Here is a 15,388-nt window from a genome sequence, read left to right as displayed (position 1 = left end):
CAGCGCCGGGAGCGCCCACGAACCATGCCCTACCTCCGGTTCCGGGGTCCCGGTATTGCTCCAGGATTGAACGCTAAGGACGTCCGGCCTTGGAGGGGGGATCCAAGCGCGGGAATTGACGCATTTGTACTACGAGCTGATGGGCGAGGAGTGCGAGCGGGGCCGACCGGCAGGGTTCGGCCGAGCGCCAGGCCCGCTGCCGATCTTCAAAGAACCAACGTTTAATGAAGATCACCGGGCGGACCGCCGGAAGGCCCCCAGGGCCTTCAAAAACTCCTTCAACAACCCGGGTGGTTCAAGAACCTCGGAGCACCGTTTTCTGACAGGATTCCGGGCGCGAACACGCCCCTTGCACCGTACGGTCTCGAACTGCTGGCCGCCGAGCCTGCCGTCCGGACCGAGATCCGCATCGGATACGCACGCGTGTCCACCGGCGGACAGAAACTCGACCGGCAGATCGATGCCCTCAAAGCGGCCGGCTGCCGGAAGATCTTCGCGGACAAGAAATCCGGCAAGAACGACCTCCGCCCCGAGCTCAAGGCATGCCACGCCTTCCTCGACGCCGGCGACACCCTGGTCGTCCCCGCCCTCGACCGCTACGGCCGGTCCCTCCAGGACCTGATCAACATGGTCGCCGAGCTCCGCCGCCGCGAGATCGGCTTCACCTCCCTGCACGAAAACCTCGACACCACCACCCCCGGCGGCCGGCTCGTCTTCCACGTCTTCGCCGCCCTGGCCGAGTTCATCCGCGAACTCATCGTCTCCGGCACCCGCGAGGGCCTTGCCGCCGCCCGCGCCCGCGGCAAGGTCGGCGGCCGACCCACCGTGGTCGACGAAAAGATCCTCAACATGGCCCGGGACCTATTGCCCAACCCCGAGCACTCCATCACCGCCATCGCCAAGATGCTCGGCGTCTCCCCGGGCACGCTCTACAACCACATCCCCGACCTGCGCGAACTGCGGGGCAGCCGCATCCCCGCCCAGCTCGGAGCAGGCACGCGATGATCCCCGGCTCGGCGGCTGACGCACGGGCCTGCGGGTGGCCGAGCGCCCTTCAAGATCATCCCGTGGCGGCTTTTGACCTCACCTTGGCCGGACCCCATACGGGGGCGAGCCGGGTGACGGCGTCGTACAGAGACCGGTTGCCGCAAGCGTGAACGAAGACGCTCCACAGGGCGCGCTCGGCAGCGGCGGCTTCCACCGCGTTCCGGTGCGCGACAGCGCGGGCGTGCGCGGCAGCGGAGTTACGGAGGGCATCGAGGCCGTCGTCGGTCAGCGGCCAGGGCGCGGTGAGCAGCGTGGTGCGGTACAGGCCGTGCAGGGCGGCCGCGGTGTCCCGGGCGGTGGTGGCGTCGGTCGTCGTCACCCGTACCGTCTCCGGCCCCACGTACTCGACGAGCCGCTGCGCGGCGAGCAGGAGCAGCGCCTCCCGGAGCGGGTCGCGGGGAGCACCGAGGTGCGCGGCGAGCGTCGCCTCCTCGCTCCTGGCCGGGCGCCAACGTGCCGTTGACGAGCGCTTCGGCCAGCGCGCTGCGGATGCGCTCCCGTAGCGCGTGGCGGTCGTCGTCGGCGGCCCTCGGCGGCAGCGGCGCCAGGTGGGACACGTCGGGCATCGGGCGTCCTCTGCGGTGCGGCGCGGCGTACGGCGGCCATTCCGTGCAACGTCGTGCGGGAGGGCTCCGGCCGGGCGCGTCGGCCGGAGCCCTCCCGCACGTGGCTCAGCGGGCGGACGTACCGCGCTTGCGGAGGTCGTGGACCTTGCCGTCGATGTCGTCCACGGAGTACCTGTCGCAGCCGCCCCGCAGGTTGGAGAAGATCCAACGCTGCTTGAACTCCGGGTGCAGCGGGTTGCCGAGCGAGACGAACTGGAAGGCGTGGCCACGGTGCCCGGCCTTCTTCAGCTGGTGATACGCGCCGGCCGGTGTCAGCCGCGGCCCCTTGATCGGAGCGTTGTCCAGCCAGGCGCCCCGGCCCGGGCGGGGCTTCCCGACGGGGCCGCCGAGTACAGCGTCGACGTAAGCGCCCATGACCGGCTTGGCGTTCCTGTGGCGGGGCGGGACCTCATAGATGAACCGCCAGTGGTCCACCTTCGCCATGTTCGTGGTGGGGCCGCCCGGCGCGTGCCCGAGGGCGGACACCAGCCGCGCGCCGGGGTAGACGGCGCGCACCTTGTGCGTCGCCCGGCTGTAGGTGAGGCGCCACGAGGCATGGGCCCGGTCGTCGTCGGCCTGGTGCCGCGCCTGCTGCCCGTGGGTGGCGGAGGGGCCGTTCGCCGGCGGAACGGGGGCGGCGGAGGCGGTCGCGCCACCGAGGACGGTGGTCGCGGTGAGGGCCGCGGCCCCCAGAAATACGCGTATGCGCATGGTGCGGTTCTCCCTGTCGAGGGGTCGGAATACTCCCAGGGCAGCCGATGCGCGGCCGGGCCGCACGGCCGGTCCGGCATTCGCGTGACGCGGGGAAAGCGGACGGTGACAGTGGGCGTACGGTGCTGACGCGGCCGTATGGGGCGGCCTTACGGGGCGGCCGGAGGCGCCGAGCGGCCGGGCCGCCGCGCCCTCGGCGATCGCCCCGCCACCTCACGGGCAGTCAGTTGGCGTGCTCTTCGCAGCCGCTGACGTGCCATGGGGCGTTTCGCTCTCAGCGAGCACGCGGCACTCCACCCTCGGCGGCCATTGCGCTCTGCACCGGGAACGTGCTCCCATCAAGCTCTACGTACGTTCTGTACGTTCTTTACAGATCAGCAGTGAAGGGGAATCCCCATGAACCGGCCCGAGGCCCGTTACGTCCTCCCGGAGTTCACCGAGCGCACCTCGTACGGGGCCCGGACCATGGACCCGTACTCCAAGCTGCTCAGCGAGCGGATCATCTTCCTCGGCACGCCGATCGACGACACCGCGGCCAACGACGTGATCGCACAGCTGATGCACCTCGACTACGACGCGCCCGACCGGGACATCTCGCTCTACATCAACTCCCCCGGCGGTTCGTTCACCGCGATGACCGCGATCTACGACTCGATGCAGTTCGTGGGCTGCGACATCGAAACCGTCTGCCTGGGGCAGGCGGCCTCCGCCGCCGCGGTCCTGCTGGCGGCCGGCACACCCGGCAAGCGCCTCGCCCTGCCGGGCGCCCGGATCCTCATCCACCAGCCCTCGTTCGGCGAACCGGTGCAGGGGCAGGCCGACGACCTGCGGATCCAGGCCGAGGAACTGCTGCGCACCCGCGCGCTGCTGGAGGAACTACTGGCGAAACACACCGGCCGGCCCGCCGAGCAGATCACCGAAGACCTCGAACGCGACAAGATCCTGGACGCCGCGGCCGCCGTCGAGTACGGGCTGATCGACGGACTCACCCGCAGCCGCAAGCCGCACTCCGCGGCGTCCGCCGCGAGGTGAGGCGGGATGCTGCCCCCCGAACTGCCGCCGCTGCCCGCGCTGACGCGCGCCGAGGGCGAGTTCATCGACAGCTACTTGGCGGTCCTGGACCTGCTGGGCCGGATCAACCCGGCGCGCGGCACGGACACCTACGGCGGACTGCGGGCCGCGCAGGCCCTGGTCGGCAAGTCCATCGCCCTGCGGGACGCGTTGACGCTGATGCACAACCGGGGCGAGAACGAGGTGCACTCCGGCACGCTGGCGCAGGCCCTGCGCGTGCTGGACGGCGAGCGCCGCGCGCGGCTCGTTTCCGTACCCCCTGCGCGAAGCTGAGCCGCACAGCCAGCCCACGGAATTGACGTCGCGCCACGCGCCGGGGAGGGCGCCCGAGCAGGGGACGGGCGCCCTCCATCCGCCTCCCTGACGCCTTTTGCGGCCCGTCCGCCCCAACAGGCACGCGCCGGACGGGAGTGACGAGCCGGACAGGAGGTGCCGGAGCACCCCAAGGAACCGGCACCTGCCGACACGGAGCCCGATCGGGCTCGCCCGAACGGTGTATTCGCGGGGCCGCCCGCCGTGCCACACGGCTTGCGCGACGTGCGTACGTATCACCCGGAACACTCGGTTCTCGGCCTGGTACACGGGTCCTCACCTCTCCCGGCGCCCCCGTGGAACACCCGCTGTCCACCCGAACGGCGCAGAGGTGACCAACCTCACATGTCGCCATTTCTGCTCGGAATCCGGGCGCCGGTTGCGCAACGATCGCTCCGACGACAAGCCCCCGCCACAGCGGCGGGGCGGTCCGGGCGGACGCCCAATCCTGCCGCCGTACCGGATGTCCGGTCGATGCGCCTGGATCGGCAGGAGCGGAGGACCCGAGCACGACGGGACCGGCGGCCACCACGGCCGCACGGGCCCTTGGGGTGAAGTCGCCACCGCGACCGGGCATCTTCGCCTGCCCGAACCCGACAGGTACTCCTTCGTCGGCGGCTGACGAAGGGTTGCGCATGAGCGCGCGTACCACCATGTCCCCCCTGCTGGTGCGAGCCGGGCTGGTCTCGGCCGTCGCACTCGCCACGGTCGGCGGAACACTGGTCGTACCAGGAGCCTCCGCGGACGCCGAGGCCGCGTCCACCTCGATGGCGGCACTGCGGACAGCCGCCTCCAAGAAGGGCTCGCCGTACAAGTACGGGGCCAGTGGGCCCTACCGTTTCGACTGCTCAGGGCTGACGCTGTACTCGTTCAAACGGGCCGGCAAGCGGCTGCCGCGTACCGCGGCGGCCCAGTACAACCGCACCCGGCACCTGTCCGCGTCCGCACGCCGCCCCGGCGACCTGGTCTTCTTCCACTCGCGCCGGGGGATTTACCACGTGGGCATCTACGCGGGCAACGGCAGGATCTGGCACGCGCCCAAGCCGGGCACCGTGGTGCGCCTGGAGCGCATCTGGTCGCGCAGCGTCTCGTACGGCCGCATCCGCTGACACGGCCGTCCGCAGCTGTCCTGTAGCCGACGCGCGACTGTCCTGAAAGAGCGTGCGTACGGGCCGGATGCGCCCCGGGCCCTGTACCGGGGTACGCGCCCCGGCACCCGTACGCACGCGAGGGCGCTCGTATGCACGCGGGGGCGCCCGTTCGCACATGCGCGCCAGGAATGTTCAACGTACCGGTGGATACCCGGCCACAATGGCCGCCTTCACCGACAACGTCCGGAACGCATCGCCCGAACCCCACCAGCCGTCCGGGTCCGAGACCGGGTCCGGGTCCACGTCCGCCCGGTGCGCCGTGTCCACGGACCGCAACGAGACGCCGCTGGAACGCTACGACCGCAACTTCGGCGAACTGCTCCAGGAACTGCGCGTTCTGCAGACCGGCGTGCAGATCCTGTTCGCCTTCCTGCTGACACTGGCCTTCACCCCGCGGTTCGTGTCCCTGGACACCACACAACGCGCCTTTTATGTCGGTACGTTGCTGTTGGCCGTGCTGGCGACGCTGCTGCTGACGGCGCCGGCCGCGGTGCACCGGGTGCTGTTCCGGCGGCGCGCGAAGCCGCTGATCGTGGAGGTCTCGGCGCGTCTGACGGCGGCCGGCATGGCGGTGCTCGCGCTGGCGCTGGCCGGTGCCGTACTGCTCGTCGTCGATGTCGTCCTGGGGCGCGGCGCGGGCGTGGCGGCGGGGTCCGTGACGCTGGTGACGTGCGGTGGTCTGTGGGCGCTGCTGCCCCGCGTCCTGGGGCACCGGAACGGGCACCTCTAGAAACGGGCGCGTCAAGGCGATCGTGCGCGACGCGTCCTCCTGAGCCCCCGGTCCGGAGAACCCCCGTGGACCTCCGGGAGGCCGCCGGACACCGCGCGGTGGAAATCTTTTGTGACCTGGTCGTCCTTGCTTTGGCGACGGCGAACCGATGGAGTCTCCTTAGCACGTGAGGAGACCCATGCACACGCACCTGCCCCAGCCCCCGCACACCGGGACCGACTCGTGAACCTGCGAGGACTGCTGCGCCGCCGCTCCCCCGCCGCCGCCTGCCCGGCCTGCGGCAGTACGGACGTGCTGTGGGAGGACGAGGGGGTCTACGGGGCCGGCGAACTCCTGTGGTGGTGCGCCTCCTGCCTGCATCAATGGCATCCGGGCGACCTCACGGAGACGGAACCGGCGAACGGCGGTCCGGTGCCGGGTGGCCCTGTTCCAAGCGCTCCCGTGCCGGATAGCCCCGTTCCAAGTGCTCCCGCGCCGGGCCGCTCCGTTCCAGGAACTCCCGTGCCGGGCGGTCTCACGCCGCCTCCGGCGCCCGCGTCCCCGCCGGCGTTCGCGCCTCCCCCGGCGCCCGCGGCTCCACCGGTGCCTGCCGCTCCTCCCGTCACCATGGCTTCGGCCGTCCCTCAGGTCACCGCGGCCCCCGCCGCGTCCGGACCGGCCACCGTCGCCGAGCGCGTCATGCACGCCGCCGGGCTCATCCCCCTCGTCCCCTGTCCCGGTGCCTACGAGCCGTGGCCGTGCCGCTGTTCCCGTTGCGGCCGGGAGAGCAGCCCGACATACCGGCAGGTCCGGGACGAGGGCGTGGGCTGCGCGTGCGGCGGGGGCCGGCGCCGCAAGCCGCGCTTCCTCGCCAGGCCGTGACGCGCTGCGGGGCAGTCCGAGCCGCTACGGAAGGAACAGCTTCCACGGCAACGTGATCCACACCGTCTTGCCCCCGGCTTCCGTCGGCTCGACCGTGAGCTGCCCGCCGGACTCCGCCGTGAGGAAGCGGACGATCACCATGCCCCGCCCGTTGTCCTGCTGGACGGCCGCCGGCAGCCGCTTCGGCCAGCGCGGATGGTCGTCGGTGACACCGATCCGCAGCCGCTCGTCGCGATCGAGCCGGACGTCGACGGTGAAGGCCGGTGACCGGCCGAAGGTGTGCTGTACGGCGTTGGTGGCCAGCTCCGAGACGATCAGGCGCACGGTGTCCGCCGTCTCCGTCCCGTCCGGCAGGCCCCATTCGACGAGCACGCCCGTGACGTACCTGCGAGCCTCGGCGACCGAAGCCGGTGTGCTGGGCAGAGTGAGTGAGGATTCCTGGTGGTCTGCCATCGCGACCCGTCCCTTTCCCACCGAGGCTCGACTCCGGCCCGCCGCCGGAGGAAGCCGCCGTCGCTTTCCGGTCTTTTCGGCACCCTCGTTTCCGGCCTCGGACCGCTGCTGTGCGCCAGACTGCCACTCATGCTGCGTCTGTGACGCGTCATCCACCAAGATGTGCATATATCTGTCGCCCGAAGCAGTGAACTCTGCTACGCGAGACCGTATTTGCGCGGCACACTGTCGGATCGGAATCGGCCACCGGGGCCGGGTGCGCACCCACGGGGGTGGCCTCGCGGACAGGGACGGAGGAATCGGCATGGGGCACGGGCCCGTGGTGCGCCGCCGCAAACTGGGCGCCGAATTACGGCGTCAGCGGATGCTCGCCGGTCTCACCAGCGACGAGGCGGCCCGCCGCGTCGGGTGGCACCAGTCCAAGGTCAGCCGCATCGAGACCGGGCGCAGCGGGGCGAAGCCGGGCGATGTCGAGCTGCTGCTGGACGCGTACGGCGTCCGGGACGCGGAGCTGCGCGCCCTGCTGGCGGCGCTGTGCGGGGGCGGCGCACAGGACGGTACGAGCCGGCGGGGCTGGTGGCACACCCACCGGGACCTGCTGCCGCCGGAGTACCGGGACTTCATCAGCCTGGAGTTCGGGGCGACGCGGGCGCGCACGCTGGAGACGACGGTGGTGCCGGGGCTGCTCCAGACGGCGGACTACGCGCGGACGGTGACCCGCGCGACGCTGCCCGGCATACCCGCGTGGCAGGTCGACGAGCTGGTGGAGGTGCGCATGGCCCGCCAGGAGGTGCTGCGCGGCCCGCGGCCGCTGGAGCTGTGGGCGGTGCTGGACGAGGCGGTGCTGCGGCGGGAGATCGCCTCGCCCCGGGTGATGGCGGCACAGCTCCACCGCATTCTGGACATGGGGCAGTTGCCGCATGTGCGACTACAGGTGCTGCCCTTCGCGGCCGGTGTGCACATCGGTATCACCGGTCCTTTCGTTATCTTCTCTTTTCCGCTCACTTCTGACTTGGATGTGGTTGTTCTCGACCATTTGACGAGTAGCCTCTACTTGGAACGTAAAGAGGACCTCAGGGCGTACAGCGATGCGTTCGACACGCTGCGGGGGCGCGCCCTCTCCTGCGAGAAGTCAGCGGAATTCATCGCCCGGGTCGCCGATACCTCATGGACCGGCGCCGGCGTCTGAGGAGGCACCATGTCAGTCCCGTCCGGGCACGCCCGACCCGGTACCGGCCGGACCGGCGTCCAGTGGCGGCGCAGCAGTCGCAGCACCGGGATGAACAACTGCGTCGAGACGGCCCGCATCGGCCCCGGCCTGCTCGCGGTGCGCGACTCCAAGAACACCGCGGGTCCGGCCCTGCTGTTCACCTCCGCCGCCTGGACGGCCTTCGTCGGCGGCCTGGCCGACCGCCGCTTCACCAAGGTGGGGTGAACCGGAAGGCGGGGTGAACCGGTCCGCCGTACGGACCCCGCGCCCCCCTTCCAGGCGCCCGGCGCGGCCCGCGGGCTCAGGCGCCCGGCGCGGTCCGCAGGATCGTACGGACCGCTTCCCGCGTCTGCCGCGCGGTCAGATCCGCGCGGGCGGTCAGCCGGAGCCGGGAGATGCCGTCGGGTACGGACGGCGGGCGGAAGCAGCCGACCAGGAGGCCCGCGTCGCGGCAGTCCGCCGCCCACCGGACGGCCTGTTCCGGCGAGGGCGCCCGTACGGACACCACGGCGGCGTCCGGGCGGGCGACCGTCAGCCCGCCGGCGGTCAGCCGCTCGTACAGTTCGTCCGCCACCTCGCGGGCCCGGCTCGCCCGCTCCGGCTCGCGGCGCAGCAGCCGCAGCGCCGTGCGGGCCCCGCCGGCCGCCGCGGGGGCGAGCCCGGTGTCGAAGATGAACGTCCGCGCGGTGTTGACCAGGTGCTCGATGACCCGGGCGGGACCGAGGACCACGCCGCCCTGGCTGCCGAGGGACTTCGACAGCGTCGCGGTGGCGACCACGTCCGCGTCCCCGGCCAGCCCGGCCGCGTGCGGCGTGCCGCGCCCTCCGTCGCCGAGCACGCCCAGCCCGTGCGCGTCGTCGACGAGCAGGGCCGCGCCGTGCGCCCGGCAGGCGTCGGCGAGGGACCGCAGCGGGGCGGCGTCGCCGTCCACCGAGAACACGGCGTCGGTGACGGCGAGGGCCGGGCCGTCGTGCCCGTCCAGTGACTTGCGTACCGCGTCCGGATCGGCGTGCGGGGCCACGACGGTCCGGGCCTTGGCGAGCCGGCAGCCGTCGATGAGCGAGGCGTGGTTGCCCGCGTCCGAGACGATCAGGCCGCCGTGGCCGCCGAGGGCGGTGACGGCGGCGAGGTTGGCCGCGTAGCCGGAGGACAGGACGAGGGCGGCCTCGAAGCCGCAGAAATCGGCGAGTTCGGCCTCCAGACGGGCGTGCAGCTCGGTGCTGCCGGACACCAGGCGGGAGCCGGTGGCGCCGGCGCCCCAGCGGTGCGCGGCCTGCGCGGCGCCCCGGGTGACCTCCGGGTGCCGCGCCAGGCCGAGGTAGTCGTTGCTCGCCAGGTCCAGCAGGGGCGACTCGACGGGCCGCGGCCGGAGGGTACGGACGAGGCCCGCCCGGCGGCGCTGTTCGCGGGCCGTATCGATCCAGCCGAAGGCGGCGGTCCGCGCGCCGGTGTCCCGGCCCGTGGCGACCGGCCCGGCCGGCGCGTCGTAGGGCGGTGGCGGCCCGCCGCGGGGCGCCGGCGGAACGGGGTCGTCCTGGTGCATCGGTTTCCTTCGCGTTTGTGGGCTGTCGATAGACGTTAGCGGTCGTTACGCGGACCTACGGTGTGGCCATGCACACACCCCGAAACAGCGCCCTTGTTGGGTTCCTCCATGGTCGCGAGCGGTGGCCGTACGCCAGGATCAGCGCCATGGATCTGCTGACAACGCTGGTGGACAAGGGGCTGCGGCGCGAATCGCCGACCCGCGAAGAGGCGCTCGCCGTGCTGGCGACGTCCGACGACGACCTGCTCGACGTGGTGGCCGCGGCCGGAAAGGTGCGCCGCCGGTGGTTCGGGCGGCGGGTGAAGCTGAACTACCTGGTCAACCTGAAGTCCGGGCTGTGCCCGGAGGACTGCTCGTACTGTTCCCAGCGGCTCGGGTCCAAGGCGGAGATCCTCAAGTACACCTGGCTCAAGCCGGAGGAGGCGTCCAGGGCCGCGGCGGCCGGGGTGGCCGGCGGCGCCAAGCGGGTGTGCATCGTGGCCAGCGGCCGGGGGCCGACGGACCGGGACGTGGACCGGGTGTCGCAGACCATCGCCGCCATCAAGGAGCAGAACGAGGGCGTCGAGGTGTGCGCGTGCCTGGGCCTGCTCTCGGAAGGGCAGGCGGACCGGCTGCGGGCGGCGGGCGCGGACGCCTACAACCACAACCTCAACACCTCCGAGGCCACGTACGGGGACATCACCACCACCCACACCTACGCCGACCGGGTCGACACGGTGCAGCGGGCGCAGGCGGCGGGCCTGTCCGCCTGTTCCGGTCTGATCGCGGGCATGGGCGAGAGCGACGCGGACCTGGTGGACGTGGTCTTCGCGCTGCGCGAGCTGGACCCCGACTCGGTCCCGGTCAACTTCCTGATCCCGTTCGAGGGAACCCCGCTGGCCAAGGAGTGGAACCTCACCCCCCAGCGCGCGCTGCGCATCCTGGCGATGGTCCGCTTCGTCTGCCCGGACGTGGAGGTCCGGCTGGCCGGCGGGCGCGAGGTGCACCTGCGCTCGCTCCAGCCGCTCGCCCTGCACCTGGCCAACTCCATCTTCCTCGGCGACTACCTGACCAGCGAGGGCCAGGCCGGCAAGGACGACCTGGCGATGATCGCGGACGCGGGCTTCGAGGTCGAGGGCACGGACACCACCACCTTGCCGGAGCACCGCGCGGACGCGCTCGCGGGCGGCGGCTGCGGTGAGCCGGTGGGCGGCGGCCGTGGCGAGCACGCGGGCGGCGGCTGCGGGCCGTGCGGGGACGGTGACGGCGCGGCGGAACCGTTCGCGGGGAACGGCGGCGGTGCGGCGAACCCGGCCGCGGGGGACGTCGCCGACGCGTCGGCCGCCGGCGAGGCCCGTACGGACCTGGTCGCCGTACGCCGCCGGGGCGCGGGTACGGAGCTGCCGCCGAATGCCTGAGCCCGCCCAGCTGTCCGTTGCCGAACTGCGGGCGCTCGACCGGCAGCACGTCTGGCATCCGTACGGCCCGATGCCCGGCCGGACCGACCCGCTGGTCGTGGCGTCGGCCTCCGGCGTACGACTGCGACTGGCCGAACCCGTCGAGGGCCGGACCGAATTGGTGGACGGAATGTCCTCCTGGTGGTCGGCGGTGCACGGATACAACCACCCCGTGCTCAACGACGCCGCCCGCGGCCAGCTGGACCGGATGAGCCATGTGATGTTCGGCGGGCTCACCCACGAGCCCGCCGTGCGGCTCGCCGCCCGGCTGGTGGAGATCGCCCCGGACGGCCTGGAGCACGTCTTCCTCGCCGACTCCGGATCGGTGTCGGTCGAGGTCGCCGTGAAGATGTGCCTCCAGTACTGGCGCTCGGCCGGCCGGCCCCGCAAGCAGCGGCTGATGACCTGGCGCGGCGGCTACCACGGTGACACCTGGCAGCCGATGTCGGTGTGCGACCCGGAGGGCGGCATGCACGGGCTGTGGCAGGGCGCCCTGCCCCGGCAGCTGTTCGCGGACGCGCCACCGCCGGGCTTCGACGCCGCGCCGGACCCGGCCTACGAGGCACACCTGCGCGACCTGATCGCCCGGCACGCCGACGAACTGGCGGCGGTCATCGTGGAACCGGTGGTCCAGGGCGCGGGCGGGATGTCCTTCCACTCCCCCGCCTATCTGCGGGTGCTGCGCGAGGCGTGCGACGAACACGGCGTGCTGCTCGTTCTTGACGAGATCGCCACCGGTTTCGGCCGTACGGGATCGCTGTTCGCCGCCGGGCACGCCGGTGTCACGCCCGATGTGATGTGCGTCGGCAAGGCGCTGACCGGCGGATACCTCACCATGGCGGCGACGTTGTGCACGGCCGCGGTGGCGGACGGCATCTCCCGGGGCGAGGTGCCGGTGCTGGCGCACGGCCCGACCTTCATGGGGAACCCGCTGGCCGCCGCGGTCGCCAACGCCTCCGTGGACCTGCTGCTGTCCCAGGACTGGTCCCGCGAGGTCAAGCGGATCGAGACCGGTCTGCGGGACGGGCTCGCCGGTGCCGCGGCCCTCGAAGGCGTACGGGACGTACGGGTCCTGGGCGCGATCGGCGTCGTCCAGCTCGGCCATGAGGTGGACATGGCGTCCGCGACCCGGGCCGCGGCGCGGGAGGGCGTGTGGCTGCGCCCGTTCCGCGACCTGGTGTACACCATGCCGCCGTACATCACCGGGGACGAGGACATCGCGCGGATCTGCGCGGCGGTGTGCGCGGTGGCCCGGGAGAGCTGAGCGGCGCCCGCCACGGCGGCGGCCAATCTTTACGACAGGAGAAGAACCACTCATGCCGGTGCTGTTCGTTACCGGAACCTGCACGGAGATCGGGAAGACCGTGACCACGGCGGCGATCGCCGCCACGGCCCTCGGTCAGGGCCGTTCCGTGGCGGTGCTCAAACCCGCCCAGACCGGTGTCGCCGCGCACGAGCCGGGTGACACCGCGGAGGTCGTACGGCTGGCGGGTCCGGGCGTCACCACGGCCGAACTGGGCCGCTATCCGGAGCCGTTGGCCCCGGCGACCGCCGCGCGCCGCGCCGGTCTGCCGCCGGTGCGTCCCGAGGAGGTCGCCGAGGCCGCGGCCAAACTGGCGGCCTCGCACGATCTCGTCCTGGTGGAGGGCGCGGGCGGCCTGCTCGTACGGTTCGACGACAAGGGCTCGACCCTCGCCGACGCGGCGCGCCTGGCCGGAGCCCCCGTACTGGTGGTGGCACAGGCCGGGCTGGGGGCGCTCAACGCGGTGGCGCTGACCGCGCTCGCCCTGCGCTCGTACGGCGTCGACTCGCCTGGAGTCGTCGTCGGCAGCTGGCCCGCGCGGCCCGGCCTCGCCGCCCGCTGCAACCTCGACGACTTCCCCGAGGCGGCCGGCGCACCGCTCCTGGGCCGCGTCCCGGAGGGAGCGGGGAACCTGCCGCCCGAGGAGTTCCGTAGGCGGGCGCCGGGCTGGCTGGCGGCGGAACTCGGCGGCACCGCGTAACCCGCCGCCCGGCGTTCCGTGATCGGCGCCTCGCATCGCGCTCCCACGGTGGTACCGCGGCACGGCATTGACGGACACTCGAACCGGCGAACGTCGTCCGGTGAAGGGACCCAGCCATGCCAGACCGCAGGAGAGTCGATCGGGCCATCGTGCACCACCCGGTCTTCGCCCACTGGTACGCGTGCTTCGCGGACCACCGCGCCGGGCTCGCGGGCCTGCGGCGCGAGATGCTGGCCGGGCTCTCGGGCCGGGTGATCGAGATCGGCGCCGGTACGGGAGCGAACTTCGCCCACTACCCCCGTACCGTGGCGGAAGTGGTGGCGGTCGAGCCGGAGCGCACGTTGCGGCGCCGGGCCCTGACCGAGGCGGCCCGCGCCGGCATACCGGTGGACGTCGTACCGGCCACCGCGGAGGCGCTGCCGGTCAAGAGCGAGGCGTTCGACGCCGCGGTGGTGTCGCTGGTGCTGTGCTCGGTACGCGACGTACAGCGCTCGCTGTCGGAACTGCGGCGGGTGCTGCGGCCGGGCGGCGAACTCCGCTTCCTCGAACACGGACGGTCCCGGCGGCGCGGCCCCGCCGCGGTGCAGCAGGCCCTGGACCGTACGGTGTGGCCGCTGCTCATGGGCAACTGCCACCTGGCACGCGACCCGCTCGGCGAGATGCGGGCGGCGGGCTTCGAGATCGGTCCGTACCGGCGGGGCCGTCTGCTGCGGCACGGCCCCGGTCCCGCTCTGCCGTGGACGGTGGTGGGGGTGGCGCGGCGGGCGGAGGAGTAGCGGTCGGGGCGGGATGCCGGGCCCCTGCGGGTGCGTGGCCCCGGTCCTACGGGTGCGTGGCCCGGGTCCTGCGAATCCAGAGCACGGCGTCGGCGCCACCACGACAAGCCCCGGCTCAACTCCCGTACCGCTGCGGGCTTTGGTGAGCGTTTCGGCCGCCGGAGATCAACCCACGGGCTGACGCGCCGGGCCGGTGCGGGGCCTACCGTCATTCGCATGATCGGACTTTCCCGGACGGCCAGGGTCCTGGCCCTGACCGTCACACTCAGCCTCCCACTGCCGCTCGCCGCCACGGCCGGTACGGCCTGGGCCGCACCGTCGGCCACCGTGTCTCCCACTGGGCCTGCCGCGGGCACCAAGGCCGCCGCGCGGCTGCGGCTGCCCGCGCCCACCGGGCCGTACGCGGTCGGCCGCCGCACACTGCCGCTCACCGACCACAGCCGCCCCGACCCCTGGGTGCCCACGGCGAAGGCCCGTGAGTTGATGGTCGGCATGTACTACCCGGCCCGCCGCGGCACGGGCACCCCCGCGCAGTACGCCACCACCGAGGAAATCCTCTCGCTGCTCAAGCAGGCGGGCCTTGAGGGCAAGGTCGAGCCCGAGAGGCTGAGCGGCACGGCCGTCCACAGCCGCACGGGCGCCCGCCCGGCGGCCGGAAAGTATCCGCTGCTCGTCCTCTCCCCCGGCTTCGGCGCCTCCCGCTACTCCCTCACCAGCCTCGCGGAGGACCTCGCCAGCCGCGGTTACGTCGTCGCCACCGTCGACCACGCCTACGAGAGCATCGGCACGACGTTCCCCGGCGGCCGGACACTGACCTGCGTGGCCTGCGAGAAGGTGCACGGCACGGAGGACGGCACCCGGTACGCGACGCAAGGCCGCGCCAAGGACGTCGCGTTCGTCCTGGACCGGCTCACCGGCCGGCACCCCGCCTGGCGGTACGCGCATCTGATCGACGCCCAGCGCATCGGCATGGCCGGCCACTCGCTCGGCGGCGCGAGCGCCGCTTCCGCGATGGCGGGCGATGACCGCATTCGGGCGGGCCTGAACATGGACGGCGCGTTCGGGGACCCCGTACCGGCCGACGGTCTCGGCTCCCGCCCCTTCCTCATGCTGGGCACCGACGACGCGGTCCACCGCCCCGGCGGCCGGGACAAGACGTGGGACCTGGCGTGGAGCCGCCTGGACGGGTGGAAGCGCTGGCTGACGGTCGCGGGCGCCGACCACTACAGCTTCAGCGACGCGCTCGTCCTCGGCGACCAACTCGGCTTCCCGGTCACCGGAGCGGACCCCTCGGCCCCGCGGCCCGCCCTGTCCGGCGAGCGCTCGGCCGCCCTCACCCGGTCCTATGTGGCCGCCTTCTTCGACCTGCACCTGCGCCACATGCCCCGGCCCCTGCTCGACGGGCCGAGCCGGGCGTACCCGGAGGTGCGATTCAACGACCCGGCACGCGCCCGTACCACTTGAGCCGACCGCACCGCC

At 72.7% G+C, this 15,388-nt stretch carries 16 protein-coding genes; 12 read left to right on the top strand and 4 right to left on the bottom strand.

Annotation, left to right across the window (positions count from 1 at the left end; all coding sequences use genetic code 11):
- Positions 1–408: 408 nt before the first annotated feature.
- Positions 409–1,005, top strand: a complete 597-nt coding sequence (locus tag CP973_RS18165; protein WP_208853259.1) for a recombinase family protein — start codon at positions 409–411, stop codon at positions 1,003–1,005.
- A gap of 55 nt (positions 1,006–1,060) precedes the next feature.
- On the opposite strand, the gene CP973_RS40015 is transcribed toward CP973_RS18165, so the two are convergent.
- Together CP973_RS40015 and CP973_RS40010 are read right to left on the bottom strand one after the other, a co-directional pair.
- Entirely contained in the window at positions 1,061–1,366 is a 306-nt protein-coding gene (locus CP973_RS40015) for an FCD domain-containing protein (RefSeq protein WP_167538356.1), read from the bottom strand.
- A 352-nt stretch (positions 1,367–1,718) separates the two neighbouring features.
- A complete protein-coding gene (locus tag CP973_RS40010; RefSeq protein ID WP_167538355.1) occupies positions 1,719–2,363 on the bottom strand; it encodes a hypothetical protein in 645 nt (214 codons plus the stop codon).
- 396 nt (positions 2,364–2,759) lie between these two features.
- Between CP973_RS40010 and CP973_RS18155 the strand changes: the two genes are divergently transcribed.
- From CP973_RS18155 to CP973_RS18140, 4 genes are all read left to right on the top strand, one after another.
- Positions 2,760–3,395 carry an ATP-dependent Clp protease proteolytic subunit gene (locus CP973_RS18155; protein ID WP_150241990.1) on the top strand — a complete coding sequence of 212 codons (636 nt, stop codon included), beginning with the start codon at positions 2,760–2,762 and terminating at the stop codon, positions 3,393–3,395.
- A 6-nt stretch (positions 3,396–3,401) separates the two neighbouring features.
- Positions 3,402–3,707 (top strand): hypothetical protein, encoded by a 306-nt coding sequence (locus CP973_RS18150; RefSeq protein WP_030639272.1) that lies wholly within the window; start codon positions 3,402–3,404, stop codon positions 3,705–3,707.
- A 674-nt stretch (positions 3,708–4,381) separates the two neighbouring features.
- Positions 4,382–4,855 carry a C40 family peptidase gene (locus tag CP973_RS18145; protein ID WP_150241988.1) on the top strand — a complete coding sequence of 158 codons (474 nt, stop codon included), beginning with the start codon at positions 4,382–4,384 and terminating at the stop codon, positions 4,853–4,855.
- Positions 4,856–5,057: 202 nt separating this feature from the next.
- On the top strand, positions 5,058–5,627 hold the full coding sequence (locus tag CP973_RS18140) for a DUF6328 family protein (protein WP_244409586.1): 570 nt from the start codon (positions 5,058–5,060) through the stop codon (positions 5,625–5,627).
- Between the two features lie 885 nt (positions 5,628–6,512).
- On the opposite strand, the gene CP973_RS18130 is transcribed toward CP973_RS18140, so the two are convergent.
- Positions 6,513–6,941 (bottom strand): ATP-binding protein, encoded by a 429-nt coding sequence (locus CP973_RS18130; protein ID WP_150241983.1) that lies wholly within the window; start codon positions 6,939–6,941, stop codon positions 6,513–6,515.
- A gap of 304 nt (positions 6,942–7,245) precedes the next feature.
- Between CP973_RS18130 and CP973_RS18125 the strand changes: the two genes are divergently transcribed.
- Both CP973_RS18125 and CP973_RS18120 read left to right on the top strand, forming a co-directional pair.
- Positions 7,246–8,130, top strand: a complete 885-nt coding sequence (locus tag CP973_RS18125) for a helix-turn-helix domain-containing protein (protein WP_150241981.1) — start codon at positions 7,246–7,248, stop codon at positions 8,128–8,130.
- Positions 8,131–8,139: 9 nt separating this feature from the next.
- Positions 8,140–8,376: a DUF397 domain-containing protein gene (locus CP973_RS18120; RefSeq protein WP_150241979.1), complete on the top strand. Its 237-nt coding sequence runs from the start codon at positions 8,140–8,142 to the stop codon at positions 8,374–8,376.
- Positions 8,377–8,452: 76 nt separating this feature from the next.
- Here the strand turns inward: CP973_RS18120 and CP973_RS18115 are convergent, their stop codons facing one another.
- Positions 8,453–9,694 carry an 8-amino-7-oxononanoate synthase gene (locus tag CP973_RS18115; protein ID WP_244409585.1) on the bottom strand — a complete coding sequence of 414 codons (1,242 nt, stop codon included), beginning with the start codon at positions 9,692–9,694 and terminating at the stop codon, positions 8,453–8,455.
- 146 nt (positions 9,695–9,840) lie between these two features.
- Here CP973_RS18115 and bioB point away from each other — a divergent pair, with 146 nt between their 5' ends.
- From bioB to CP973_RS18090, 5 genes are all read left to right on the top strand, one after another.
- Entirely contained in the window at positions 9,841–11,091 is a 1,251-nt protein-coding gene (bioB, locus tag CP973_RS18110) for a biotin synthase BioB (protein ID WP_150241977.1), read from the top strand.
- Positions 11,084–12,394: an adenosylmethionine--8-amino-7-oxononanoate transaminase gene (locus tag CP973_RS18105; protein ID WP_150241975.1), complete on the top strand. Its 1,311-nt coding sequence runs from the start codon at positions 11,084–11,086 to the stop codon at positions 12,392–12,394. Before bioB ends, CP973_RS18105 begins: the two co-directional genes overlap by 8 nt.
- A 52-nt stretch (positions 12,395–12,446) precedes the next feature.
- A complete protein-coding gene (gene bioD / locus CP973_RS18100; protein ID WP_150241973.1) occupies positions 12,447–13,133 on the top strand; it encodes a dethiobiotin synthase in 687 nt (228 codons plus the stop codon).
- Positions 13,134–13,249: 116 nt separating this feature from the next.
- On the top strand, positions 13,250–13,909 hold the full coding sequence (locus tag CP973_RS18095) for a class I SAM-dependent methyltransferase (RefSeq protein ID WP_150241971.1): 660 nt from the start codon (positions 13,250–13,252) through the stop codon (positions 13,907–13,909).
- A 216-nt stretch (positions 13,910–14,125) separates the two neighbouring features.
- Entirely contained in the window at positions 14,126–15,373 is a 1,248-nt protein-coding gene (locus tag CP973_RS18090) for an alpha/beta hydrolase family protein (RefSeq protein WP_167538354.1), read from the top strand.
- The last annotated feature ends 15 nt before the right edge of the window (positions 15,374–15,388 follow it).

The organism is Streptomyces albofaciens JCM 4342 (genome assembly GCF_008634025.1).
GTDB lineage: Bacteria > Actinomycetota > Actinomycetes > Streptomycetales > Streptomycetaceae > Streptomyces > Streptomyces albofaciens.
Note: the sequence above shows the minus strand (reverse complement) of the source record. Positions and strands in the feature narration are given on the sequence as shown.

Coding starts and splice junctions, on each gene's coding strand:
- CP973_RS40010 (WP_167538355.1), bottom strand. CDS start 2,363: ATGCGCATACGCGTATTTCTGGGGGCCGCGGCCCTCACCGCGACCACC.
- CP973_RS18155 (WP_150241990.1), top strand. CDS start 2,760: ATGAACCGGCCCGAGGCCCGTTACGTCCTCCCGGAGTTCACCGAGCGC.
- CP973_RS18150 (WP_030639272.1), top strand. CDS start 3,402: ATGCTGCCCCCCGAACTGCCGCCGCTGCCCGCGCTGACGCGCGCCGAG.
- CP973_RS18145 (WP_150241988.1), top strand. CDS start 4,382: ATGAGCGCGCGTACCACCATGTCCCCCCTGCTGGTGCGAGCCGGGCTG.
- CP973_RS18140 (WP_244409586.1), top strand. CDS start 5,058: ATGGCCGCCTTCACCGACAACGTCCGGAACGCATCGCCCGAACCCCAC.
- CP973_RS18130 (WP_150241983.1), bottom strand. CDS start 6,941: ATGGCAGACCACCAGGAATCCTCACTCACTCTGCCCAGCACACCGGCT.
- CP973_RS18125 (WP_150241981.1), top strand. CDS start 7,246: ATGGGGCACGGGCCCGTGGTGCGCCGCCGCAAACTGGGCGCCGAATTA.
- CP973_RS18120 (WP_150241979.1), top strand. CDS start 8,140: ATGTCAGTCCCGTCCGGGCACGCCCGACCCGGTACCGGCCGGACCGGC.
- CP973_RS18115 (WP_244409585.1), bottom strand. CDS start 9,694: ATGCACCAGGACGACCCCGTTCCGCCGGCGCCCCGCGGCGGGCCGCCA.
- bioB (WP_150241977.1), top strand. CDS start 9,841: ATGGATCTGCTGACAACGCTGGTGGACAAGGGGCTGCGGCGCGAATCG.
- CP973_RS18105 (WP_150241975.1), top strand. CDS start 11,084: ATGCCTGAGCCCGCCCAGCTGTCCGTTGCCGAACTGCGGGCGCTCGAC.
- bioD (WP_150241973.1), top strand. CDS start 12,447: ATGCCGGTGCTGTTCGTTACCGGAACCTGCACGGAGATCGGGAAGACC.
- CP973_RS18095 (WP_150241971.1), top strand. CDS start 13,250: ATGCCAGACCGCAGGAGAGTCGATCGGGCCATCGTGCACCACCCGGTC.
- CP973_RS18090 (WP_167538354.1), top strand. CDS start 14,126: ATGATCGGACTTTCCCGGACGGCCAGGGTCCTGGCCCTGACCGTCACA.